The sequence below is a fragment of the Rhodopseudomonas sp. BAL398 genome, assembly GCF_033001325.1.
GTDB lineage: Bacteria > Pseudomonadota > Alphaproteobacteria > Rhizobiales > Xanthobacteraceae > JARJEH01.
In genome coordinates this window covers 4,849,104-4,871,299 of record NZ_CP133111.1, presented here as the reverse complement: position 1 = coordinate 4,871,299, position 22,196 = coordinate 4,849,104, and the positions used below count along the sequence as shown (strand labels likewise).

The 22,196-nt window shown below is 61.4% G+C and carries 19 protein-coding genes; 8 read left to right on the top strand and 11 right to left on the bottom strand.

Translation table 11 applies throughout. The annotated features are described in order from the left end of the window. Window positions 1–27 precede the first annotated feature (27 nt). The gene (locus RBJ75_RS22925) at window positions 28–1,233 is read left to right on the top strand and encodes an ABC transporter substrate-binding protein (RefSeq protein ID WP_317528539.1); all 1,206 of its coding nucleotides are present in this window, start codon (window positions 28–30) and stop codon (window positions 1,231–1,233) included. An 11-nt stretch (window positions 1,234–1,244) separates the two neighbouring features. Here RBJ75_RS22925 and RBJ75_RS22920 read toward each other — a convergent pair whose 3' ends face one another. Then, the gene (locus tag RBJ75_RS22920; RefSeq protein WP_052628896.1) at window positions 1,245–2,441 is read right to left on the bottom strand and encodes an iron-containing alcohol dehydrogenase; all 1,197 of its coding nucleotides are present in this window, start codon (window positions 2,439–2,441) and stop codon (window positions 1,245–1,247) included. Between the two features lie 192 nt (window positions 2,442–2,633). On the opposite strand from RBJ75_RS22920, the gene RBJ75_RS22915 reads away from it, so the two are divergent. The 3 genes from RBJ75_RS22915 to RBJ75_RS22905 are packed head-to-tail and all read left to right on the top strand — an operon-like array spanning window position 2,634 to window position 6,602. After that, a complete protein-coding gene (locus RBJ75_RS22915; RefSeq protein ID WP_152647688.1) occupies window positions 2,634–3,740 on the top strand; it encodes a phosphotransferase family protein in 1,107 nt (368 codons plus the stop codon). Continuing rightward, window positions 3,721–4,914: an acyl-CoA dehydrogenase family protein gene (locus tag RBJ75_RS22910; RefSeq protein ID WP_044409738.1), complete on the top strand. Its 1,194-nt coding sequence runs from the start codon at window positions 3,721–3,723 to the stop codon at window positions 4,912–4,914. Before RBJ75_RS22915 ends, RBJ75_RS22910 begins: the two co-directional genes overlap by 20 nt. Before the next feature lie 44 nt (window positions 4,915–4,958). Next, complete coding sequence (locus RBJ75_RS22905) at window positions 4,959–6,602, top strand: acyl-CoA synthetase (protein ID WP_044409735.1); 1,644 nt, start codon at window positions 4,959–4,961, stop codon at window positions 6,600–6,602. A gap of 42 nt (window positions 6,603–6,644) precedes the next feature. Here RBJ75_RS22905 and RBJ75_RS22900 read toward each other — a convergent pair whose 3' ends face one another. Together RBJ75_RS22900 and RBJ75_RS22895 are read right to left on the bottom strand one after the other, a co-directional pair. Further along, a complete protein-coding gene (locus tag RBJ75_RS22900; RefSeq protein WP_044409732.1) occupies window positions 6,645–7,382 on the bottom strand; it encodes an SDR family NAD(P)-dependent oxidoreductase in 738 nt (245 codons plus the stop codon). A 155-nt stretch (window positions 7,383–7,537) separates the two neighbouring features. Beyond that, window positions 7,538–8,758: an ABC transporter substrate-binding protein gene (locus tag RBJ75_RS22895; protein ID WP_080900990.1), complete on the bottom strand. Its 1,221-nt coding sequence runs from the start codon at window positions 8,756–8,758 to the stop codon at window positions 7,538–7,540. A gap of 121 nt (window positions 8,759–8,879) precedes the next feature. Between RBJ75_RS22895 and RBJ75_RS22890 the strand changes: the two genes are divergently transcribed. Continuing rightward, the gene (locus RBJ75_RS22890) at window positions 8,880–9,629 is read left to right on the top strand and encodes a FadR/GntR family transcriptional regulator (protein WP_044409730.1); all 750 of its coding nucleotides are present in this window, start codon (window positions 8,880–8,882) and stop codon (window positions 9,627–9,629) included. 33 nt (window positions 9,630–9,662) lie between these two features. Here the strand turns inward: RBJ75_RS22890 and RBJ75_RS22885 are convergent, their stop codons facing one another. After that, window positions 9,663–10,202, bottom strand: coding sequence for an ABC transporter substrate-binding protein (locus tag RBJ75_RS22885; RefSeq protein WP_052628895.1), 540 nt, complete (start codon window positions 10,200–10,202; stop codon window positions 9,663–9,665). Window positions 10,203–10,301: 99 nt separating this feature from the next. Here RBJ75_RS22885 and RBJ75_RS29525 point away from each other — a divergent pair, with 99 nt between their 5' ends. The 3 genes from RBJ75_RS29525 to RBJ75_RS22875 all read left to right on the top strand — a co-directional run bounded on the left by RBJ75_RS29525 (window position 10,302) and on the right by RBJ75_RS22875 (window position 13,144). Next, on the top strand, window positions 10,302–10,607 hold the full coding sequence (locus tag RBJ75_RS29525; protein ID WP_044409728.1) for a Crp/Fnr family transcriptional regulator: 306 nt from the start codon (window positions 10,302–10,304) through the stop codon (window positions 10,605–10,607). 402 nt (window positions 10,608–11,009) lie between these two features. Further along, window positions 11,010–12,524 carry an FAD-dependent oxidoreductase gene (locus RBJ75_RS22880; protein ID WP_044409727.1) on the top strand — a complete coding sequence of 505 codons (1,515 nt, stop codon included), beginning with the start codon at window positions 11,010–11,012 and terminating at the stop codon, window positions 12,522–12,524. Then, window positions 12,521–13,144, top strand: a complete 624-nt coding sequence (locus RBJ75_RS22875; protein ID WP_044409725.1) for an NADPH-dependent FMN reductase — start codon at window positions 12,521–12,523, stop codon at window positions 13,142–13,144. The genes RBJ75_RS22880 and RBJ75_RS22875 overlap by 4 nt, the downstream gene beginning before the upstream one ends. 455 nt (window positions 13,145–13,599) lie before the next feature. Here the strand turns inward: RBJ75_RS22875 and RBJ75_RS22870 are convergent, their stop codons facing one another. The 7 genes from RBJ75_RS22870 to fdhF form a co-directional block, all read right to left on the bottom strand. Continuing rightward, window positions 13,600–14,769, bottom strand: coding sequence for a hypothetical protein (locus RBJ75_RS22870; RefSeq protein WP_152647687.1), 1,170 nt, complete (start codon window positions 14,767–14,769; stop codon window positions 13,600–13,602). Then, window positions 14,735–16,594 (bottom strand): MBOAT family protein, encoded by a 1,860-nt coding sequence (locus RBJ75_RS22865; protein WP_317528538.1) that lies wholly within the window; start codon window positions 16,592–16,594, stop codon window positions 14,735–14,737. The genes RBJ75_RS22870 and RBJ75_RS22865 overlap by 35 nt, the downstream gene beginning before the upstream one ends. Window positions 16,595–16,696: 102 nt before the next feature. Then, the gene (locus RBJ75_RS22860; RefSeq protein ID WP_276156274.1) at window positions 16,697–16,822 is read right to left on the bottom strand and encodes a hypothetical protein; all 126 of its coding nucleotides are present in this window, start codon (window positions 16,820–16,822) and stop codon (window positions 16,697–16,699) included. A gap of 10 nt (window positions 16,823–16,832) precedes the next feature. Then, on the bottom strand, window positions 16,833–18,242 hold the full coding sequence (locus RBJ75_RS22855; protein ID WP_044415486.1) for an OFA family MFS transporter: 1,410 nt from the start codon (window positions 18,240–18,242) through the stop codon (window positions 16,833–16,835). Window positions 18,243–18,299: 57 nt separating this feature from the next. After that, window positions 18,300–18,509, bottom strand: a complete 210-nt coding sequence (locus RBJ75_RS22850; protein ID WP_044415488.1) for a formate dehydrogenase subunit delta — start codon at window positions 18,507–18,509, stop codon at window positions 18,300–18,302. Continuing rightward, the gene (fdhD, locus tag RBJ75_RS22845; RefSeq protein ID WP_044415490.1) at window positions 18,499–19,338 is read right to left on the bottom strand and encodes a formate dehydrogenase accessory sulfurtransferase FdhD; all 840 of its coding nucleotides are present in this window, start codon (window positions 19,336–19,338) and stop codon (window positions 18,499–18,501) included. Before fdhD ends, RBJ75_RS22850 begins: the two co-directional genes overlap by 11 nt. Window positions 19,339–19,340: 2 nt before the next feature. Next, the gene (fdhF, locus tag RBJ75_RS22840; RefSeq protein WP_276156275.1) at window positions 19,341–22,187 is read right to left on the bottom strand and encodes a formate dehydrogenase subunit alpha; all 2,847 of its coding nucleotides are present in this window, start codon (window positions 22,185–22,187) and stop codon (window positions 19,341–19,343) included. Between the last annotated feature and the right edge of the window lie 9 nt (window positions 22,188–22,196).

Below are 22,196 nucleotides of genomic sequence, written 5' to 3'. Positions count from 1 at the left end.
ATCCAAGATCAGAAAGGGAGGCAGATAATGAGAAATATGAATGTGCTCTGTATAGGAGCCGTGATTGCGCTACTGGGATCACCGGCGTTTGCCGCCAAGGATGGTCCGATCAAGATTGGAATCCTCAATGACCAATCCGGCCCCTATGCGGCGATCGACGGCCCGGGCTCGGTCGATGCTGCCCGAATGGCGGTTGAGGATTTCGGCGGAACGGTTCTCGGCCGCAAGATAGAGGTGGTCTCCGCGGATCATCAAAACAAGCCTGACATCGGCGCGACGATCGCCCGTAAATGGTTCGACGTTGACGGCGTGACGGCGATTCTCGACGTTGCGGTTTCGTCGGTCGCTTTGGCCGTGCAGGAACTCGCGCGCGAGCGAGGCAAGATTGTGATCTACTCCGGGGCTGGGTCTTCCGACATAACCGGCAAGGCATGTTCTCCGACCAGCGTGCATTGGACCTACGATACTTATGCGCTCACGGCCGGTACCAGCCGAGCGATCGTGAAGCGTGGCGGGGACAGCTGGTTTTTCATCTCATCCGATAACGCCTTTGGGCACGCTCTGACCCGCGATTCCTCGACCGCGGTCGAGGCCGAAAACGGCAAGGTGCTAGGCGAGGTGTTACATCCGGCCAATTCATCCGATTTCGCCAGCTATATTCTTCAAGCGCAAACCTCCGGCGCCAAGGTCATCGCCCTCGCCAATGCCGGCGAGGACACCAAGAATGCCGTCAAGGCCGGCAGAGAATTCGGCATCACCGACAAGCAGCAAATGGTCGGGCTTTTGACGCTGCTGCCCGATGTTCACGGTCTTGGGCTCGCCACGGCGCAGGGACTTCTCGTCACCGAATCGTTCTATTGGGACATGAACGACGAAACTCGCGCCTGGTCGAAGCGGTTCTTCGAGCGCAACAAGGTCATGCCGCACATGGTGCCCGCCGGCGTCTATGGCAGCGTCATGCATTATCTCAAGGCGATCAAGGCGTCGGGGACGACGGACTCCGCGGTCGTGATGGCGAAGATGAAGGAGTTGCCAATCAACGACTTCATGACCAAGAACGGACGTATCCGCGAAGACGGCCGCGTACTCCGCGATTTTTACGTGTTCCGCGTTAAGAGCCCGAAAGAGTCGAAGGGCCCATGGGACTACTACGAAAAGATTGCGACGATTCCGGCCGAAGAGGCAGCCCGGCCGCTCGCCGATAGTGAGTGTCCGATGATCAAGAAGCCGTAAATTCTGAGCAATCAAGACGCCGCGCGAAGGATGGCCATGACGTCTTCGACCGATTCAATCGGTCGAAGATTGGCCTTGACGAAAGCATTGTTCAAGCCGGTCTCGGCCACGCGAGGGAGAGTCCGTTCGTCAACGTCCAACTCCGACAGTCGCGTCGGCAGGCCCAGCGAGTGGATGAACTGTCGGACCACGTCGGCGGCGGGTTTTCCCGATTGGCCGAGTGCGGTGGCGATCTCGGCCTGGCGAGCGGCCGAGACCGGCGCATTGAAAGCGAGAACCGCCGGCAGAAGTACACAGGAGGTCATCCCATGAGGTACGCCCGCCACGGCACCAAGCTGATGGCCGAGCCCATGGCTCGCGCCGTAACGCACCCGGCCGATGCTGGAACCGGCGAGCCATACACCCAGCTGGCAATGGTGGCGCGCCGCGATGTTGTCGGGAGCGACGTGCGCGGAAGCCAGCCCCTCGCGCAACAGCGCAAGCCCCCGCAACGCGAGCGCGTCGGTCAACGGATTTGCGTCGCGCGAGAGCACGGTTTCAATGCCGTGATCCACCGAGCGAATGCCGGTCGAGAGCCAAAGATCGAGCGGCGTTTGCGCGCCAAGCCATGGGTCATAGACAATGATGTCGGGAGCCAGCGTGTCGGACTTGAAGATGTGTTTGATGCCGGTTTGAACGTCGGTGGCGCCGCCGATAATGCCGAACTCCGCGGCGGAAAGCGTGGTCGGCACGGCGAGGATCGGAACGGCGCGGCAGCCGGGGGAAGGTTGCGTCACGCCCTGACTGTCCGGCACGGCACGAAGCGCCAGCAGCGCCTCCCGGTCGCGAGCGGTGTTTCCGGCCGCGAGCCCGGCGATCTTGGCCGCGTCGATCGCACTGCCGCCGCCGAAAACGACGATCAGGTCGGGCTTCGTGCGCTCGATCGTCTCGATCAACGCGATCACGCCGTCGAAGGGCGTGTGGGGTTTCAGGTCGCTGAAGATCGGCAGCGTCGATGGTCCGAGAGCGGCGAGGCTGCCTTTTACCTTGGGACTGTTCAGGAGCGAGGACGTGACGATCGGAAGGATGCGGCGGCTGTTTCGTTCCCTTGCAAGGCGCGGGATGGCCTCCTCGGCATGGACGCCGTAATGGACCGTCGGTTGGCGCAGCATTGCCAAAGAGCCTGCCGCGATGGCGGCGTCCGCGCCCTCGGTTGCGCTCATGGTCATTTAACCTCCCAATTCATAGTTGCTGTTGATGACATGCCAGCAACGCTTTTCCTGAATGGTAGCATGATTGTCGGACAAAAACGATAGCCAACGTCCAGTTGGCTGACGGTTTAGGTCTTTGTTGTTGGGTCTTGACACCCTCGCGGCACTTCCGCATATCCATTATTGTCCGACAATATTTCGAGGTTGGCCTTGAACCACATCCAACCGGCGTCAGCGACGCGAGGTCCAGAATTGCTGTCGGAGGCGGACACCGCACCGGCGAATTGGGATCGCGTCGCGCAGTACCTGCGGACGCAGGGCATGACGTTCGATTCGGCGCAGCCCGTCAGGCAATTTGCGGGGGGGCTCGCAAACCGTAATTATCTTGTCGTCGTCGATGGTCAAAACGCCGTGCTGCGCCGTCCGCCTGACGGAGAACTGCCGCCCGGTGCGCACGACATGGCGCGCGAGCACAAGATTCTGTCGCGGCTCGCCGATGCACTCACCTTCGTTCCGCGGAGTTTGCATTACTGTGACCGACGCAACGTGATCGGCGTTCCGTTTCAGTTGATTGAGTATCGCCCGGGGATTGTGATCCGGGGCGATGACTTGTCGCCGGTCGAAGGGCGTCCGGACGCAGCGCCTGTGTTATGCCAGATGCTGGTATCGACGCTGGCAAGCCTTCACGCTGTCGATGCGCGATCGGTTGGGCTTGATGATCTCGGAAAGCCTCAAGGATTCATCGGACGCGCGATCGCAGGTTGGTCGAAGCGGGGTGCGCTGGTTGCTGAATCGCCTTCGACGCAAAGCCTTCTCAAGGAGATCTCGAACTGGCTGTCGGAGCAGCGTTTCCGGGAGCGGCCGGCTGCCGTTCTGCACTGCGATTTCAAGCTCGACAACCTGATCCTCGACCCGGTGAGCCTGGCGCCTCTGGCGCTGGTCGATTGGGACATGGGCACACGCGGCGATCCGTTGTTCGATCTCGCAACGTTACTTAGCTACTGGGCAGAGCCTGGCGATCCACCGGCCATGCAAAAACTTCGGCAGATGCCCACGGCGCATCCGGGGTTTTGGCGAAGGTCCGAAGTCGCGGAATACTATGCCGCCTTGACTGGACAAGATCTCGACGACTTGGCGGCAATGCGCGTCCTCGCTCTCTTCAAGCTCGGCGTCGTCTTTCTGCAACTGCACCGGCAATGGACGAACGGCGCGGTGAAAGACAATCGTTATGCTGAATTTGGACGCCTGGGCGAAGACCTGTTGTTAATCGCCCGGGATGTCGGGCATGGAGTTTCAAATGACCGATCTCGATCTTAACTTCTCCCTTCCGTCGCACGTGTTCGAACTGGCCGCAAAGGTCAAAGAATTCGTTCAGGACAAGGTCATACCGTACGAGCAGGATCCGCGATGGACATCGCACGGTCCCACCGACGATTTGCGACGGGAATTGAACGAACTGGCGAGGCAGGCCGGCGTGCTGGCGCCGCATGCGCCAAGCGAATACGGCGGTCAGAAACTTTCTCACATCGGCCGGGCCGCGGTGTTTACCGCTGCGGGATATTCGATGCTGGGCCCGATAGCGCTGCATTGCGCAGCGCCCGACGAAGGGAATATCCATCTTCTGGACGTGATCGCGAGCCCCGATCAACGCCAGCGCTATTTGAAGCCTCTGGCAACCGGCGTGAGCCGTTCCTGTTTCTGCATGACCGAGCCCGCGCCCGGTGCCGGTTCCGATCCGGGGCAGCTTCAGACCACCGCGCGTCGTGATGGCAATAGCTGGGTGATCGAGGGAGAGAAATGGTTGATCACCGGCGCAGAAGGAGCTGGCTTTGCGATCATCATGGCAAAGGTCGTCGGAGGGGATGCGGACGGCGCCGCCACGATGTTCCTCGCAGACATGCCCGACCCGGCCATCAAGATCGAACGAACGCTCGACACCATCGATTCCAGCTTCGTCGGCGGTCATGCCGTCGTTCGCTTCGACGGCCTGCGCCTTGCTGCGGATTCGGTTTTGGGCGAGATCGGAGGCGGCCTTCGCCACGCCCAGGTTCGCCTCGCCCCGGCGCGGCTGACGCACTGCATGCGCTGGCTCGGATCAGCGATCAGAGCTCAGGAGATAGCCACCGAATTTGCGCGCCGCCGAACCGCATTCGGAAAAGCCATCGGCGAGCACGAAGGCGTTTCATTCATGCTGGCCGATAACGCGATGGACATCCATACCGCACAATTGACGATCTGGCACACGGCGTGGATTCTCGACAAGGGCGAGCGCGCCGCGACCGAGAGCTCCATGGCGAAGGTCATTTGCTCCGAGGCTATCGCCCGCGTCGCCGACCGCTCGCTGCAAATTCTTGGCGGGTTGGGGACTACGCGAGACACAATCGTCGAACGTTTCTATCGAGACGTGCGCGCCTTTCGAATCTATGACGGGCCGTCGGAAGTCCACCGTTGGGCTCTTGGTCGCCGCATCATGAAGCAACGCGCCGGTTAGGCTGCACGCGCAGCGCCAAAAGAATAAATCTCAGGGAGGATGCAATGCGTGATGTCTGGTCGCCCACACAAGATGCGTCGTTGGAAAGCTACGAGGCGATGCGCGCTAACTTTCGCTGGCAGGTTCCGGACACATTCAACTTCGCAACCGACGTGATCGACAGATGGGCGAGCGAGCAGGACGGTCCGGCGCTGATCTGGCAGAACGAGGCCGGTGACGAGCGCACCTTCAGCTATTCGGACCTCGCACAGCTGTCGAACCAGCTTGCCAATGTCTTGCGCGACCAAGGCGTCGAAAAAGGCGATCGCGTCATTATCATGCTGCCGCGATTGCCGGAGTGGTTCATTTCCGTCATCGCGGCGATGAGGATCGGCGCGGTCCCAATCCCCTGCATCGAGATGTTGACCCCGCGTGACATCGAATATCGTGTCGAAAATGCCGGGGCCAAGGCGGTGATTTGCCGGCCCGAACACGCCACCAAATTCGGCGCGGTGGCAAGCGCGATCCCGGTTAAGATTGCGCTGGGCAAAGTGGCGGGCTGGCTCGACTGGTCCGACGAGGTGCCGCGCGCGGCCCATACGATCGCGTCTGCGACCGTCGGGGCCGAGGATCCGGCAATCATGTACTACACGTCGGGCTCAACCGGCCATCCAAAGGCCGTCATTCATGCGGCGCGCGCGATCTACGCGTGGCGAGTGTCGGCCATCTACTGGCTCGACCTGCGGCCGGGCGAGGTCATCTGGTGCACGGCCGATACGGGATGGAGCAAGGCTGGCACCAGCATCATCTTCGGCCCGCTAAGTTGCGGCGCCTGCTCGTTCTTCTACGACGGAGCGTTCGATCCGAAGGAGCGGCCGCGCCTTCTGCGCAAGTTCAAGGTGACGGTCTATTGCGCGCCCGGTACGGAACTGTCGCGTGTCGTGAATGAGGTTCAGCGAGGCGACCTTGGCTCACTGCGCCGCGTGGTAACGGCGGGCGAAGCCATGAATCCAATCGTCGCCGAGCGATGGCAAGAAGCCACGGGCATCCGCATCGACGAAGCCTATGGGCAGACCGAAACGCTGATGATCGCCTTGAACTATCCCAATGAACCGGTCCGCTATGGATCCATGGGACGGCCGTCGCCGGGCGGGGATCTCGACGTGATCGATTCCAGCGGCCAGCGGCTGCCTGCCGGCCGTGAGGGTGATCTCGCACTGAAAGTTCCTCACCCCCAGTTGATGCTGGGCTACTGGAAAGACCAGGAGAAGACGGAATCATGCTTCGTCGACGGCCCCGATGGCCGGTGGTACTTGACCAGCGATCGCGCAGAGAAAGATGCTGACGGTTATTTCTGGTACCGCGGGCGGTCCGACGATGTTATCAACTCCGCGGGCTACCGGATCGGCCCGATCGAGGTCGAAAATGCCCTCGTCGAGCATCCGGCGGTTCAGGCTTGCGCAGTGGTGGCTAGTCCGGACGTTGAGCGAGGCGAGATCGTCAAGGCGTTCATTGTGCTACGCGCCGGCGTCGAGCCGACGCCGGAATTAACGCGTCAGTTGCAGGACCATGTCAAGACGGTGACGGCACCGTACAAATATCCTCGCGCCATCGAGTTCATCGCAGAACTGCCGATGACGATCGCGGGAAAGATCCGGAGGCGCGTATTGCGCGATCTCGAACTGTCCCGTCAGGCAGAAAAAAAGTGATGATGCCGGTCGGGCCGGGCAGGAAAATCCGCGAGCCTGGGTTCAGGCGAGGGTGAGGCCGCCATCGACGACGATTGTCTGGCCGACGATATAGGCCGAGAGCGGGGAGGCGAGGAAAAGCGCCGTGCCCGCGATGTCTTGAGGCTGGCCCAGCCTTTTCAGCGGCACGCGTTGCTCCATTCCCTCGCGCCGCTTGGGATTATCCGTCGTCACTTTGGTAAGCTTCGTATCAACCAGTCCGGGCGCGATACCGTTGACTCGAATGCCGTCTTCGGCCCACGCTTCACCGAGCGTGCGGGTCAGACCGACGGCGCCCGCCTTGGAGGCATTATAGGCCGGATTGCCCTTGGTGGACCGAAACCCCGCCATCGAACTGAGAATGATCAGTGATCCTCTGCTTGCCTTCAACATATCCTGGAACTTGCTGCTGCACGCCATCAGACTGTTGAGATTGACGTCGATGATGCGCTGAAACCCCTCGATCTCGAATTCCCGGCGCCCATAGAGGACCATGCCCTGCGAAAGGACCAGCACGTCCAGACGGCCGAAGGCGGGCTGCAATGCCGCGATCGAATTGAAATCGGCGACATCAATCTGGGTATATTGAAGGCCGGAGAGGTCGCAGCCCTCGTCGGCCTTGTAATCAGATGCCTGCGGCCGGGTCCCCCAGACATGGACATCCGCGTTGCGCGCGCGAAACGACTGCGCGATGGCATTTCCGATCCCGCTAGATCCGCCGACCACGAGCACGGTTTTGCCAGCAAAATCAAGATCGTTCATTTCAACTCTCCACGCATACGAGCATCGGTTATCGGGTTGGATGCTTTAAATGGCGCCGCGCGTCCTTGCTCGGGGACGGCCCGATCCGACCGGGATCGCAGGCCGCCATTCTTCGACATCCAAACGAGACGAACGCTTCCTCGTCTTCCCAAGGGCTATTTGGCCAGCGGGCACTGACCTTCCGTCATCGGACGATAGGCTTCATCGCCGGGAATCCGAGCCAGGATCTTGAACAGGTCCCATGGCTCCTTGGACTCCTCTGGGGTCTTGACTTGCAACAGATACATATCCCGGACCAGACGTCCGTCTGGTCGGATGGTGTAGTTGTCGCTAAAGAAATCGTTGACCGGGAGTTTTTTCATCATCGCGGAGACCGCGAGCCCATCGTCAGTCTTGGCGCTCTCGATGGCCTTGAGATAGTGCGTCACGGCGCTGTACACGCCTGCCTGCGCCGATGTCGGCGCGCGCCCGTCACGCAGTTTCATGAAGCGCCGCGACCACGTTCGTGTGCGCTCGTCGGCGTCCCAGTAAAAGGCATCGGTGATGATCAGTCCTTTGGCCTGCTCAAGCCCCACCGCTTTCACATCGCTGATGAACATCAGGAGGCCGGCAAGCTTCTGTCCACCTTGGATCAGTCCGAACTCATTGGCCTGCTTGATCGAATTCACGGTGTCGCCGCCGGCATTGGCGAGGCCGATCACCTTGGCTCCCGATTGCTGGGCTTGAAGCAGATACGATGAAAAATCAGACGTATTGAGCGGGTGCCGGACACTGCCGAGCACTTTCCCGCCGGCCTTCTGCACGAACGCCATCGCGTCGCGCTCCTGCGAATGGCTGCCGGCGTTGTCACCGGTGATGAAGAACCAGCTATCGCCGCCCTGCTTGACGACCGCGCTAGCCGTTCCATTTGCCATGGCGTAGCTGTCATATGTCCAGTGGACGGTCGTCGGCGCGCATTCCTTGCCGGTGAATTCGACGTAGGCCGGCCCCGACAGCAGCAGGACCTTGTTCTTTTCCCGGGTGACGCTAAGCACGGCTAGCGCAGTGGCCGAATGAGGGACGTCGACGATTGCGTCAACCTTGTCGGCGTCAATCCATCGACGCGCGATTGCGCTGCCTATATCGGGCTTGTTCTGGTGATCGGCAGAAGTGACCTCGATCCGCTTGCCAAGTACGGACCCGCCGAAGTCCTCCACCGCCATTTTTGCGGCGAGCACTGACCCCGGGCCACCAATATCCGCATACAGACCTGATTGGTCGCTCAAAACACCGATCTTCACGACATCATCGGAGATCTGCGCCGATGCCGGCGTCACGAAATTGAACAAGACGAGATTGAACAAAACGAGCAGGCCCGTCGCCTTTAAAGCGTTCATGATTCCTCCCTGGCATTTTATTGTCCGACAATAATATCTGTTGCCTAAGCCTGTCAAATGTCTAGGCGGGCCTAAAATGATGGTAGAGTGCCGTCTTGGCATCTTTCTGTCGGACTAAAAAATGGCCCAATCTGACTTGGCGACCGCCTCATTGCGCAATGAACCGGCCTATCGGGGGATTGTTCGCAGCATTGAATCGAAAATCATGTCCGGCCAATGGTCCGTGGGAAACCGCCTGCCCGCGGAGTTGGCCATGGCCGCTGATTTCGGAGTGCATCGGTCGACGGTCCGGGAAGCCATTCGCGTGCTCGAGCAAAATGGCCTGGTGCGTCGCCATGACGGCGGCAAACTTCTTTACGTCACGGCGCCCCGCGAAGCGGACATTTCTTCAAAGATCACAGCCGCGATCGTGCTGCACGAAATCAGCTTTTTCGAGCTGTGGGAGAGCATGCGCTGTCTGGAACCGATGCTGGCTGAATGCGCCGCGAAACGAATCGACGACGATACACTTGATGTTCTTCAGGCCAACGTCGAGAAAACGCGAGCTGCGTTCGAGGACAAGCAAAGTCTGGTGCAGCTCGATATCGAGTTTCACCAGACTATTGCCCATGCATCCCGCAATCGCGCATTGCAGCTCAGCCGCCAACCGATCGGCGAACTGTTTTATCCGGCGTTCCTGAACGTATTCTCCCGCTTGAATGCCGGCGAACGACTGGTATTTGCGCATGAAAAGATTCTGCTGGCTTTGCGCACGCGCAATGCAGTCGAAGCGCGCGTTTGGATGGATAAGCACATCGTCGATTTCCGGCGGGGCTATGAGTTGGCCAACCTTGATATCGATGCGCCCGTTTGCTGGTCAAAGCAGCCTTAACCTCTCTTGCGTTCGAAGATTCTTGGTCGGCCATCAATCCCCGCTCACTTCGCCGAAAAGCTCCCACGCTTCTCCGTTGAAGCGTCGCAGACTTTGGGCTTCGATGGGGAAATAGTCTGTCGGCGAGGTTTTCACCTTTATTCCGGGCAGTAGCATCGGCAACGCAAGATCCAGATTTGTCGCCTGCTTCATGATGTTTTCCCGGGTGAGGTCGTCTCCGCACTGCCTGATCACCTCAACCATCGCCTGCGCGACGGTGTAGCCGTAGACATTGGACTGATCCTGAATATTTCCGTCGGGAAGATAGTTTTTCCTGAAGGCTTTCCAGTCCTGGACGCCTTTGTCGTTCTGCCATTGCGGATCGTTTGGATCTTTCATGTAATATGTAGTGATGATTCCTTTGGCATACTCCAAGCCAGCAGGCTTCAACACGGTCGACACCGAGGTTGTTGTTGCAGCGAGGAAGAACGTCGGATGCCATCCGATCTCGCCGATCTTACGGATTGCCTGTGCTGCCTGCTTCGGGATTGCGTGCAGGCGAAGTTGATGGCGGTCCGAGGATTCAAGACGCAATTGCGGTGAACGAGGTAGGACTATTCAACCTTTCGCATCAATCATTCCGATCAATTGTCGAGAGTGCCCCCCCGCCACTGGGAAGCGTTCGCCAATCTCATGGCGCAACGTGTCCGTGACCTTTTCATCAGATTGGAATCCACGGCGACGCGTCCTGCCCAAGTTCGGTTGGCGGAAGCTCTGCTTAAGATTGACATAGGGAAGCGAGCAAACGGCGGCGAAACAGGACAACACGAACTGACGCAAGAGGCGCTCGCGATGATAGTTGGCGTCACCAGGCAGACCGTGAACAAGATACTTGGCGATTTTGAGCGACGAGGACTAGTAAGCTTGCATTACAAGCGGATCGAGGTGGTTGATCGCAGCGCCATCCAACGCATTGCCCTCCCGTGGCGTGAGCTCTGAGAGCGCAGATTTTTGGTGTGAGCTGCTGCCGGTTTGATGGACACCAGGCTTGGGTGTTTGGACTGCTCCTGCTTCCGAGAGTTCGATCATCGCGCATCCATTCAGCTCGAGCGCTTCATCAAGTGCGGGTTTCAGATTGAGCGAGCGGGTGCTGACATGAGGCTCTGGGTTGCTGCTCTCAGTCGCAGGCCTGGAATGACCACCGGCTTACGGCGACGCTTGAGTGCTCGCATCGCCAGCGGCCGCCGAATGCTGGCCGTCAACGCCAGATCCAAAGGGACTTGATCGCGATGTCGCCACGCAGTCCGCGCAGCGGCTTGCTGATGCGTGTATTTTGCACTTTCTTGGTTGACGCCATGCCATCGCTCCTGTTATGTGCATTCTACACATATGGAGCCAATAATGACAGAGCGATTTGCAACCGATATGTTGATTTGCGGCGCGGGAGCGGCTGGCCTGACGCTCGCCATCGAGCTGGCGCGACGCGGCATCCCCTTCCGTTTGATCGAGAAGCTGGACGATCCGTTTCGCGGTTCACGCGGCAAGGGCATCCAGCCGCGTACGCAGGAAGTGTTCGAGGATCTCGGCATTCTCGACCGGGTCGTCGCGGCCGGCGGGGTCTATCCCAAGCAGCGGGAGTACCGCGCCGACGGAACCTTCACCGATTCCGATGTCGTCGAGCATGAAGAGGCGACGCCGGCGGAACCTTATCATCTGCGCCTCATGGTCCCGCAATTCCTGACCGAAGCCGTGATGCGCGAATGCTTGCTCGAGCTTGGGCATCGACCGGAGTTCGGCTGCGAACTGATCGGCTTTGAACAGGATGCGGACGGCGTTACGGCGCGCTTGAGGGGCCAGCATGGCGAACAGACCGTCCGAGTGCGCTGGCTCATCGGCGCCGATGGCGGTCGCAGCTTCGTGCGCCAGGCGTTGGATATCGGCTTTTCCGGCAAGACCCTTGGCGTCCGCGCCATTGTCGCCGATGTGGAACTGACCGGGCTTGGCCGCGATGTCTGGCACCGTTTCGCAGAGGGTGACATGGAACGGCAGATATCGTTCTGCCCGCTCGCCGGCACCGACATGTTTCAACTCCAGGGCCCGATTCCGCTTGAAGGCGATGTCGATCTTTCCGCTGAAGGGCTGACCGCGCTGGTGGCCGAGCGGACGGGCCGCGATGATATCCGCATCCCGTCGGTGTCGTGGGCATCAGCCTTTCACATGAACGCCCGGCTCGCCGACCGCTACCGTGTCGGCCGCGTCTTCCTTGTCGGCGACGCCGCGCACACCCACCCGCCGACCGGCGGGCAGGGTCTCAATACCAGTGTGCAGGATGCCTATAATCTCGGCTGGAAGCTGGCGGCGGTCGCCGGCGGCGCGCCCGATGCGCTGCTTGACAGCTATGAGGAAGAACGCCGACCGGTTGCTGCTGCCATGCTCGGCCTTGCGACCAAGCTGCTCGACGCCCTCAAACGCGGCGAGATGCGGCGCGGCGGCGACGTGCATCAACTCGATATCGGCTATCCGGAATCCTCACTTGCGCTGGAGCAGCCGCAACGAAGCAGCGGCCTGCTCGCAGGCGACCGCGCCCCCGATGCGCCGGTTCGAGGCGCTGCCGGCCAGCAGACGCGCCTGTTCGAGATCTTCAAGGGGCGGCATTGGACGCTTCTCGGCTACCAGGTCGAGTGTCGAGCTCCGGCAGCGCGGCCGGGACTGCATATCCGCACAATCGGTCAGTGCGGCGACCTTCTCGACGATGGTGGCCATTTCCGCGACGCCTATAAAGTGTCTCCGGGGGATTGGGTGCTGATCCGTCCCGATGGTTATGTCGGCGCGATCGTCTCCTCGCAGGAGACCACAGCGCTGGAAACCTATCTTCAATCGGTTGGTCTCGGCCTCTGCCCGGGAGGTGCTTCGTGAACGCCGGTCCTCAGAAAGGCAGGCAAACGCCTTCCCGGCGGGTTCTCGTTATCATTGGGAGCGTTCGCGCCCGCCGCATCGGTCCGCATGTCGCCGAATGGGTCGCCCAGATCGGCCGGGATGTCGTGGACAACGTACAATTCGAGGTCGTCGATCTCAAAGACTGGCCGCTGCCTATGTGCGAAGAGCCGGGTATCCCCGCAATCGACGACTATATGTTCGAGCATACGCGCGCCTGGAGCCGAAAGGTCGCGGCTGCGGACGGCTTCGTCTTCGTCACGCCCCAATACAATTGGGGATATCCCGCACCTTTGAAGAATGCGCTGGATCACCTTTACAAAGAATGGGCGAAAAAGCCCGCCGTGATCGTGACCTATGGCGGACATGGTGGCGGGAAGTGTGGCCGTCAGCTCAAGCAGGTGCTCAAAGGCCTGAAAATGGGACCGGTTACCGTCAGGCCGACGCTGACTCTGACTCATGATCAGATCAAGGAGAACACTGGGACAATTGATCCGGTCGCTGCGTTCGGCAAACGCGACGCGAAACTCCGGAAAGCATTTCGTCAGCTGGCAGCCAGACTGAGTGGCGCGCGGCTGGGAACCTGGTGGTGGCCTTGGTGAGTCCCTCGGTGTCGAGAGCCTCAGCGATGCGACCGACGCTGGCGAGTTGATATCGCGCGAGCGATTCCTTGGACGTGGCGATACTAGACCAGATGACGCGCAAACGCCGATTTCGGGTAACGGAATCGCGTTCATCTTTCAACGGCAAGCCTGAACGCGTCGCGACGGGTTTTCTTGCGCAGCTCGCCAGGCGAGGCGCATGGGGCCACATCCAACCCATGCCCGGGCACGTCAAAGTCCCCAGGTTCAATCGCTACCTCTGTCGCTTTCGCAACATGGTCGAGCGCCTCGTCAAGCTCAGACATTTCCCCGCCGTCACGACGAGCTTCGAAAAGCACGACGCCAACTATCTCGCCCTCGTCAAACTCGCGCCCGCGATGTCCGTCCAGTCCTCTTCGCTGAAGACCTTGTCGAGCTTGCCGTGCCGATCCGCAGAAGCACCAATCGTCAGGCCGTTACGGCAGTTGCATGGCAGTGCGGGGATGGCCGACCAAGGCGCAAATTTTCGGAGCGAGCGCGCTGGCAAAAAAGGCATTGCCGTTGCGATTCAAATGGCCTGATCCGGACTGCGCGCCAAAGCCATGCAGATAGGCCCCGGTGGCGCGGACATGAGCCCGGGCTTGCTCCTCGACGTCGAAAAAAGGTGTGTTGGTTTGGGCCGCGAGAGCCGCCCACTCCCTGCGAAGGGGATTGGGCTCGAACGGCTGACTGCTCAAAGCGTCGGCATCGGGGGTTACGGCCACCGCGAAGCGAGCGTCATGCGCCTGCGCTAGTTTGGCCATTTCGAGGAACGCCAGATCGCGTCCTTCCTGGTAGCGTTGGTAAGTCGCGGCGTCATTTGCAGCGTCAGGCGGCGTCTTGGCGGGGCTGAGCGCCGCCTGCGCATTGGCGCGGCGATATTGCAGCACATATTGCACCAGCCGGCTCTGGTCGCTGACGGCCTGCAGCAGCGCCGCCGCGGCCGAGGATTTCAGCTTGAACTCCGGCAGATCCAGATAGGAATAATCCACCGTCAGCGAGCCGTCGGGCCGCCTTTCCAGGCGCGGCGACAGGTTTCGCAAAGGATCGAGGTCGCCCGGAACGACGAAGGAGTTGGTCTGCAACAGAATGAAATCCGGCGCCAGCGACATGCCATAGTCGCGCAGCATCAGATATTGCTGATGGATGGTGAAGCCATCGACGCCAAGATTGATCGTCTCGATGTTGCGCCCAACCAAAGCGGGACAAGCTTGCAAGTCCGCACCCAGGCGCTCGACATAGCCATCCTTGCGATCCGACTGAAGCGCCATCGAGTAGGAGTTTCCGACAACCATCAGACGAAATGCGCCGCGCGGCTTGTGGAACTCATGCTCGACATCGTTGAAGCCATGGCTGTTGAGCCTGACGTGAGACATTCCCTCGTTTGACTGCACCCCGCGCGCGTTCGGCCGACCGGCATAGCCGACTTCCGGAAGATCGGAATTATAATTGGCGCGGCCATAGGCCAGCGTCTGCACTGCGCCATAACCCGCCGCGCGCATCCCCAGTTCGATCGCCGCCAACGCCAGAACGACGCCGAGCGCGACGGCGCTTACGCCAGCGACGACCGTCCTAAAAATTGAAATAGATGAACGGCGAAACGCCATGTCGCATCCCTGAAAGTGAGACGATGAACAGCAGGACGGTCGTCGCAAAGCCGACATAACCCAACGGGGCGAACGACGCCGCGACCGTCGCGCGCCGCGCCCATTTGTCTTCCGCCCAGGCGATGATCTGCTGCGAATTGGGAGCGAGGAACGCGATCAACAATAGCGTGACGATCCAACCCCAATTGGCGCCGCTCAAGGCCCCGAGCAGCGTGTCGGGATATTCGCGAATCAGGCCATCGCCGGCGGGCGCGCCGAACCGAATCATGCCGTGAAGCACCCGCAAGGCGCCATCCAGCGTCGTGGCCCGGAAAAACACCCATCCGACCACCACCGCCAGGAAGGTGAGGGCCTGCGTCAGCCGGCCCAGCCACCAGCCCGGTTTAATTCCGAGCGATCGGCCGAACGCGGACATCGCGTGATCGACGATCAGATAGCTGCCGTGCAGCGCGCCCCAGATCAGGAAGGTCCAGCCCGCCCCATGCCAGAGGCCGCCGAGCACCATGGTGGCGAACAGGTTCAGATAGCGCCGCGGCGCCCCCTTACGGTTGCCGCCCAGGGGAATGTAAAGGTAGTCGCGCAGAAACCGCGACAGCGTGATGTGCCAGCGTCGCCAGAACTCGACGATCGACTTGGATTTGTAGGGCGAATCGAAATTCAGCGGCAGCTGAATATTGAACATCCGCGAGATCCCGAGCGCCATGTCGATATAGCCGGAAAAATCAAAATAGATCTGGGCGGTGTAAGCCAGGGCCCCGGACCAGGCCTCATAGGCGTTCAATGCGCCGCTTCCGTCGAAGACGCGATCGGCCAGCGGCGCCACCGAATCCGCGAACACGACCTTCTTGATCACACCGATCAAGAACAGCGTCATGCCGAACACCAGATTGTTCACGGCGACGCGCTTGTTCGCCGGATCGGCGAATTGCGGCATCATTTCCGAATGGTGCAGGATCGGCCCGGCGATCAAATGCGGAAAATAAGTGACGAACAGCAAGTAATTCGGGAAGCTGCGATCCCGCACCTTGCCCTTGTACATGTCGACCAGGAAGGCGATCTGGGTAAAGGTATAGAACGAGATTCCGAGCGGCAGAACGACCCTGACGAGGCCCAGGCCGCCGCCGGAGACCTGGTCGAACGCATCGATCAGCCAGTTCATATATTTGAAAAAGAACAAACAGCCCAGATTGAGGGAAAGCCCCGCGATCAGCCACGCCTTCGCGGCGACCGGATTGCGCTCCCGTGCGCCTGCGATCAGAAGCCCCGTCACATAATTCGTCAGGATCGATGCCAGCAGCAATGGCACCAGGCGATAGTCCCAATAGGCGTAGAAGGCCAGCGAGGCGACCGCCAAAACCACGACGCCCCAGGTAGGGCGGATCTGCGATGTCAGGAAATACGCGACGAACGCGACCGGCAGGAAGCCAAGGACAAAAATAAAGGAATTGAAAACCAATTTTCTTGACCTGGATTTTGGGGGGCGCCACCCCGTCCGGCAATCAAGACGGCCTTTGCGGTCGAAACTACTTTGGCGCGCATATTTACGAATGGCTCTGAAGAAAGAATTAAGACCGACCTGCCGGCCTGGATATTCGAAACGCGCCGCCCGTGCGGAAATCGAGACGGCGGTCCGGAACGAAGCCACGTCGCCTGTCCACGACGGGAAAAGCCCGGAATTTGCGCTCGCGGCACAGCATCGGACTGAGCGGCGCAAAACCGGCCGAAGGCTCAGCCGCAGGCCAGAGCAATTCCGGTTCTGATAGATCAGAACCGGAGCTCTAGATTCTTGTTTTGACGCGTTTTCTTCACGCGAACCGAGATCCACTTCGCTCGAAACGCTCTCGTTTGGGTCCGGCGCCCGAGCGATGAAAAGGCGCCCGCTGGGGGGGCCTTTCCGCTGAGCCTGGCGATGCGTCGCCGTATGCGGCTATTTGAACAGCTTCATCGCATTGCTGACGGTTTGCAGCACGCCCCAGATCAGCGGGATGCCGACAAAGCCCCAGGCCAGAAACAGCTTCAGTTTCATCGAACCGTTTTGATTGCTCGTCTGCATGGTGTGCTCCTCAGGCCAGTTCGGGCGACGCGTTGCGGGTGGGGGTGGAGGCCGGATGGCGTGGGGACTCGGTGTCATCCATGTGGTGGCGGGCATGCACCGCCTTGATTATCAGGTTACAGATGAAGCCCACCACCAGCAGGCCGGCCATGATGTACATTGTGGTGTTGTAGGCCTGCGCCTTGGGCACGCCGTGGTCGATCTGGTACTGCCGGATGTAGTTCACCAGCACCGGGCCGAACACGCCGGCGGCCGACCATGCGGTCAGCAGCACGCCGTGGATCGCGCCCACATAACGGGTGCCGAACATGTCCTTCAGATAGGCCGGCACGGTGGCGAAGCCGCCGCCATACATGCTCATGATGACGACGAAGCACGCCACGAACAGCGCCACGCTGCCGATCGCGCCGGTCCACGGCACCAGGCAGTACAGCACCAGGCCGATCGCAAAGAAGCAGGAATAGGTGTTCTTGCGGCCGATGACGTCCGAGATCGAGGCCCAGAAGAAGCGCCCCAGCATGTTGAACAGGCTGAGCAATCCGACGAAGCCGGCGGCCGCCACCGCGGTCACCTGACCCGGGAACATCTCCTGGCTCATCGCCGAGGCCTGACCGAGTACGCCGATGCCCGCGGTGACGTTGAGACACAACACCCACCAGATCAGCCAGAACTGCGGCGTCTTGATCGCGTTATAGACGTAGACGTCGTTGCGGGTGATCAGCTTCTGCGCCACCACCGGCGCCACATAGCCCTCCGGCTTCCAGCCCGGCGCCGGCACCCGCACGATCGCGGCGCCCACCATCATGAACAGGAAGTAGACGATGCCGAGCACGATGAAAGCCTCGGCAACGCCCACATGGGTCGGCGTCGAAAACTTCGCCATCAGCCACACCGACAATGGCGAGGCGATGAAGGCGCCGCCGCCAAAACCCATGATCGCCATGCCGGTCGCCATGCCGGGGCGATCAGGAAACCATTTGATCAGGGTGGAGACCGGCGAGATGTAGCCGAGCCCGAGGCCGCAGCCGCCGAGCACGCCATAGCCGAGATAGACCAGCCACAGATTATGCACGTAGATCCCGAGCGCCGAAACCAGGAAGCCGCCGCCCCAGCACAGCCCGGCGGTGAACATCGCCCGTCGCGGGCCGCCCTCTTCGACCCAGCGGCCGAACAGCGCCGCCGACAGGCCGAGGCAGACGATCGCGATCGAGAAAATCCAGCCGAGATCGGTCAGCTTCCAGTCGTCGGGCGCGGATTTGGTGATGCCGAGCAATCTGGTCATCGGCAGGTTGAACACGCTCAGCGCATAGGCCTGGCCGATGCACAGATGAATACACAACGCCGCGGGGGGCACCATCCAGCGGCTATAGCCGGGCTCGGCAACTGTGTGCTCCCGGTCCAGCATCGAAAACAGACCCATCTTGCGTCTCCCCTTTTACAGCGCGTCCTTGATGGACACGTCTGATCCCTATGAAGCCTAGTTTCTGAGCGCCTCCACTGCGCTGCGCACCTCGGGCTGCAATCCTTCGCCGCCGGCGTCGAGATGCGCCAGGATCGCGGTGCGCATCCGCGGATCCCAGAATTTCCGGATATGTTCGGTGATGCCAGGGACGGTCGCGTCGGCCCCCTGACTTTTAAAGAACGTGCCAATCTGGTTGGCCATGTGGACGAGGTTGTCAGGCGACATCGACAACTCCTCCGCCGTCGCCGCGGCCGATGCCCACGCCGATCCGGTCGGGACGGGTGAATATTTCGAAGCCATCGCCGCGTGCAATCGCCACCAGCGTGATGCCGGCGGCCTCCGCCATCCGCACCGCGAGCGCGGTCGGCGCCGACACTGCGACCAGCAGCGGCGCGCCGATCGCAGCGGCTTTCTGCACCATCTCGACCGAGACCCGGCTGGTCAGCAGCACCATGCCGTCGGCCGCCGCGATCCCGCCGCGCGCCAACGCGCCGGCGAGCTTGTCGAGCGCATTATGGCGACCGACATCCTCGCGCAGGCAGGCGATGCCCTGCGCGGGCGTCCACAACGCCGCGGCATGAACCGCCCTGGTGGCAATGTTGAGCGCCTGCAGCGACGGCAGCGCCTGAACGGCCGTCATAATCTGCTGCGGCAGGAACCGGGCATTGGAACGCACCAGCGCGGTCGGCCGCAGCGCTTCGGCGATCGAGTCGATGCCGCACAATCCGCAGCCGGTCGGGCCTGCGATATGGCGCCGACGTTCGGCGAGCCGGTCGGCATGCGATTGCGCCAGCCACATCCGCAACTCGATGCCGTCGTCGAGCGGCACGATGTCGAGCGATTCGATCTGCGAAGCGTGCTCGACGATTCCTTCGCTCAGGCTGAAGCCGATCGCGAAATCCTCAAGGTCGCAGGGCGACGCCATCATCACCGCATAGCTGCCGCCATTATAGCTGATCGCCACGGCGGTCTCCTCGGGAACCGCCCGCGCGGCGCGTCTGGCGTCGCCGTTACGCCAGGTCGTGTTGGCAATGGTGCGAACCGCTTCCTGCATCGTTACTCCGCCGCTTCGGCCGCGTGCGCGATGCGCCGCGATTGCCGGGCCTGTTCGTCATAGGCCTTCTGCCATTCCGACGGCCCGTTCGAGGGCGCGACCTCGACCGCCGTGACCTTGTATTCCGGGCAATTGGTCGCCCAATCGGAGAAGTCGGTGGTGATCACATTGGCCTGGGTGTCGGGGTGATGGAAGGTGGTGTAGACCACGCCGGGCGCCACGCGCTCGGTGATCTGCGCCCGCAGCGTAGTCTCGCCGGCGCGGCTGGCGAGCCGAACCCAGTCGCCGTCGCGCACGCCGCGCTGCTCGGCGTCGTGCGGATGGATCTCGAGCCGGTCCTCCTGGTGCCACACCACATTCTCGGTCCGCCTGGTCTGAGCGCCGACATTGTATTGGCTGAGGATGCGCCCGGTGGTCAGCAGCAGCGGGAAGCGCGGCCCGGTGCGCTCGTCGGTGGCGACATATTCGGTGATGACGAATTTGCCTTTGCCGCGGACGAAGTGATCGATATGCATGACCGGGGTCCCCTCGGGCGCCGCCGCGTTGCACGGCCATTGCACCGATCCCATTTCCTCGAGCTTGGCATAGGACACGCCGGCGAAGGTCGGCGTCAGCGCCGCGATCTCGTCCATGATCTGCGACGGATGCTCGTAGGTCATTTCGAAGCCCATCGCCTTGGCCAGCCCGAGCGTGACCTGCCAGTCTTCCAATCCGTTGCGCGGCGCTACCACCTTGCGGACCCGCTGGATCCGGCGCTCCGCATTGGTGAAGGTGCCATCCTTCTCCAGAAAGGTCGAGCCCGGCAGAAACACATGGGCGTAGTTGGCGGTCTCGTTGAGAAACAGGTCGTGGACGATGACGCATTCCATCGCTTCCAGCCCGGCGGCGACGTGCTTGGTATTGGGGTCGGATTGCAGGATGTCCTCGCCCTGGACGTAGAGCCCCTTGAACGAGCCGTCGACCGCGGCGTCGAGCATGTTGGGAATCCGCAGCCCCGGCTCCTTGTTGAGCTGCACGCCCCACATCGATTCAAAACTCTCGCGCACCGCATCGGTGCCGATGTGGCGATAGCCCGGCAGTTCGTGCGGGAACGAGCCCATGTCGCAGGCGCCCTGGACATTGTTCTGGCCGCGCAGCGGATTCACGCCGACGCCGGGACGACCAATATTGCCGGTGGCCATCGCCAAATTGGCGATCGCCATCACGGTGGTCGAACCCTGGCTGTGCTCGGTGACGCCGAGCCCGTAATAGATCGCCCCATTGCCGCCGGTGGCGAATAGCCGGGCGGCTTCGCGCAATTCCTTCGGATCGACGCCGGTGGCGATCGCGGTCGCCTCCGGGCTGTTATGCGGCTGCGCCACGAACGACGCCCAGTGCTCGAACTCGCTCCAGTCGCAGCGCTCGCGCACGAAGGCCTCGTCGGCGAGGCCCTCGGTGACGATGACATGCGCCAACGCGGTCAGCACCGCCACATTGGTGCCCGGCAGCAGCGGCAGATGATGCGCCGCCTCGACATGGGCCGAGCGCACGATATCGGTGCGGCGCGGATCGACCACGATCAGCTTGGCACCGGCGCGCAACCGCTTCTTCAGCCGTGAGGCGAACACCGGATGGCCGTCGGTCGGATTGGCGCCGATGATCAGCACCACGTCGCTGTGCTCGACCGAATCGAAATCCTGCGTCCCCGCCGAAGTGCCGAAAGTGGTCGACAATCCATAGCCGGTCGGCGAATGGCAGACGCGGGCGCAGGTATCGACATTATTGTTGCCGAAGCCGGCGCGGACCAACTTCTGCACCAGATAGGTTTCTTCGTTGGTGCAGCGCGACGAGGTGATGCCACCGATCGAGTCGCGGCCGTATGTTTGCTGGATGCGCTTGAACTCGGAAGCGGCGTAATTGAACGCCTCGTCCCACGACACTTCGCGCCACGGATCGGTGATCTTGGCGCGAATCATCGGGTTGAGGATACGCTCCTTGTGGTTGGTGTAGCCCCAAGCGAAGCGGCCCTTGACGCAGGAATGGCCGCGATTGGCCTTGCCGTCCTTGTAGGGAACCATGCGGACCACTTCCTCGCCGCGCATCTCCGCCTTGAACGAGCAGCCGACGCCGCAATAGGCGCAGGTGGTCACCACCGAATGCTCCGGCGTGCCGATCTCGATCACCGACTTCTCGTTCAGCGTGGCGGTCGGGCAGGCCTGCACGCAGGCGCCGCAGGACACGCATTCGGAGCCCAGAAACGATTCCTGCATCCCGGCCGATACCACCGAATCGAAGCCGCGGCCGGCGATGGTCAGCGCGAAAGTGCCCTGCACTTCCTCGCAGGCGCGCACGCAACGCGAGCAGACGATGCATTTCGACGGATCGTAAGTGAAATAGGGATTCGAAACGTCGAGTCCCGGATTGGGGTGCTTATCGCCGTCATAGCCGTAGCGCACCTCGCGCAAGCCCACCGCGCCGGCCATGTCCTGCAATTCGCAATCGCCATTGGCCGAACAGGTCAGGCAGTCCAGCGGATGGTCGGAGATATAAAGCTCCATCACGCCCTTGCGGATGGTCTTCAGGCGGTCGGTCTGGGTGTGCACGACAAGGCCGTCGGCGACCGGCGTGGTACACGATGCCGGGGTGCCGTTGCGGCCCTCGACCTCGACCAGGCAGAGCCGGCAGGAGCCGAAGGCGTCGACCATGTCGGTGGCGCAGAGTTTCGGAATCGCGGTGCCCATCTGCATCGCGGCGCGCATGATCGAGGTGCCCTCCGGCACCGTGATGCTCTGGCCGTCGATCGTGAGCGTCACCATCGTCTCGGACTTCGAGCGCGGCGTGCCGAAATCGATTTCTTCAATCAGTGACATGGCGGACTC

What these genes read in the sequence shown, in the direction of transcription:
- RBJ75_RS22925 (WP_317528539.1), top strand. Translation starts at nt 28, where the DNA reads ATGAGAAATATGAATGTGCTCTGTATAGGAGCCGTGATTGCGCTACTG.
- RBJ75_RS22920 (WP_052628896.1), bottom strand. Translation starts at nt 2,441, where the DNA reads ATGACCATGAGCGCAACCGAGGGCGCGGACGCCGCCATCGCGGCAGGC.
- RBJ75_RS22910 (WP_044409738.1), top strand. Translation starts at nt 3,721, where the DNA reads ATGACCGATCTCGATCTTAACTTCTCCCTTCCGTCGCACGTGTTCGAA.
- RBJ75_RS22905 (WP_044409735.1), top strand. Translation starts at nt 4,959, where the DNA reads ATGCGTGATGTCTGGTCGCCCACACAAGATGCGTCGTTGGAAAGCTAC.
- RBJ75_RS22900 (WP_044409732.1), bottom strand. Translation starts at nt 7,382, where the DNA reads ATGAACGATCTTGATTTTGCTGGCAAAACCGTGCTCGTGGTCGGCGGA.
- RBJ75_RS22895 (WP_080900990.1), bottom strand. Translation starts at nt 8,758, where the DNA reads ATGAACGCTTTAAAGGCGACGGGCCTGCTCGTTTTGTTCAATCTCGTC.
- RBJ75_RS22890 (WP_044409730.1), top strand. Translation starts at nt 8,880, where the DNA reads ATGGCCCAATCTGACTTGGCGACCGCCTCATTGCGCAATGAACCGGCC.
- RBJ75_RS29525 (WP_044409728.1), top strand. Translation starts at nt 10,302, where the DNA reads ATGGCGCAACGTGTCCGTGACCTTTTCATCAGATTGGAATCCACGGCG.
- RBJ75_RS22880 (WP_044409727.1), top strand. Translation starts at nt 11,010, where the DNA reads ATGACAGAGCGATTTGCAACCGATATGTTGATTTGCGGCGCGGGAGCG.
- RBJ75_RS22870 (WP_152647687.1), bottom strand. Translation starts at nt 14,769, where the DNA reads ATGGCGTTTCGCCGTTCATCTATTTCAATTTTTAGGACGGTCGTCGCT.
- RBJ75_RS22860 (WP_276156274.1), bottom strand. Translation starts at nt 16,822, where the DNA reads ATGCAGACGAGCAATCAAAACGGTTCGATGAAACTGAAGCTGTTTCTG.
- RBJ75_RS22855 (WP_044415486.1), bottom strand. Translation starts at nt 18,242, where the DNA reads ATGGGTCTGTTTTCGATGCTGGACCGGGAGCACACAGTTGCCGAGCCC.
- RBJ75_RS22850 (WP_044415488.1), bottom strand. Translation starts at nt 18,509, where the DNA reads ATGTCGCCTGACAACCTCGTCCACATGGCCAACCAGATTGGCACGTTC.
- fdhD (WP_044415490.1), bottom strand. Translation starts at nt 19,338, where the DNA reads ATGCAGGAAGCGGTTCGCACCATTGCCAACACGACCTGGCGTAACGGC.
- fdhF (WP_276156275.1), bottom strand. Translation starts at nt 22,187, where the DNA reads ATGTCACTGATTGAAGAAATCGATTTCGGCACGCCGCGCTCGAAGTCC.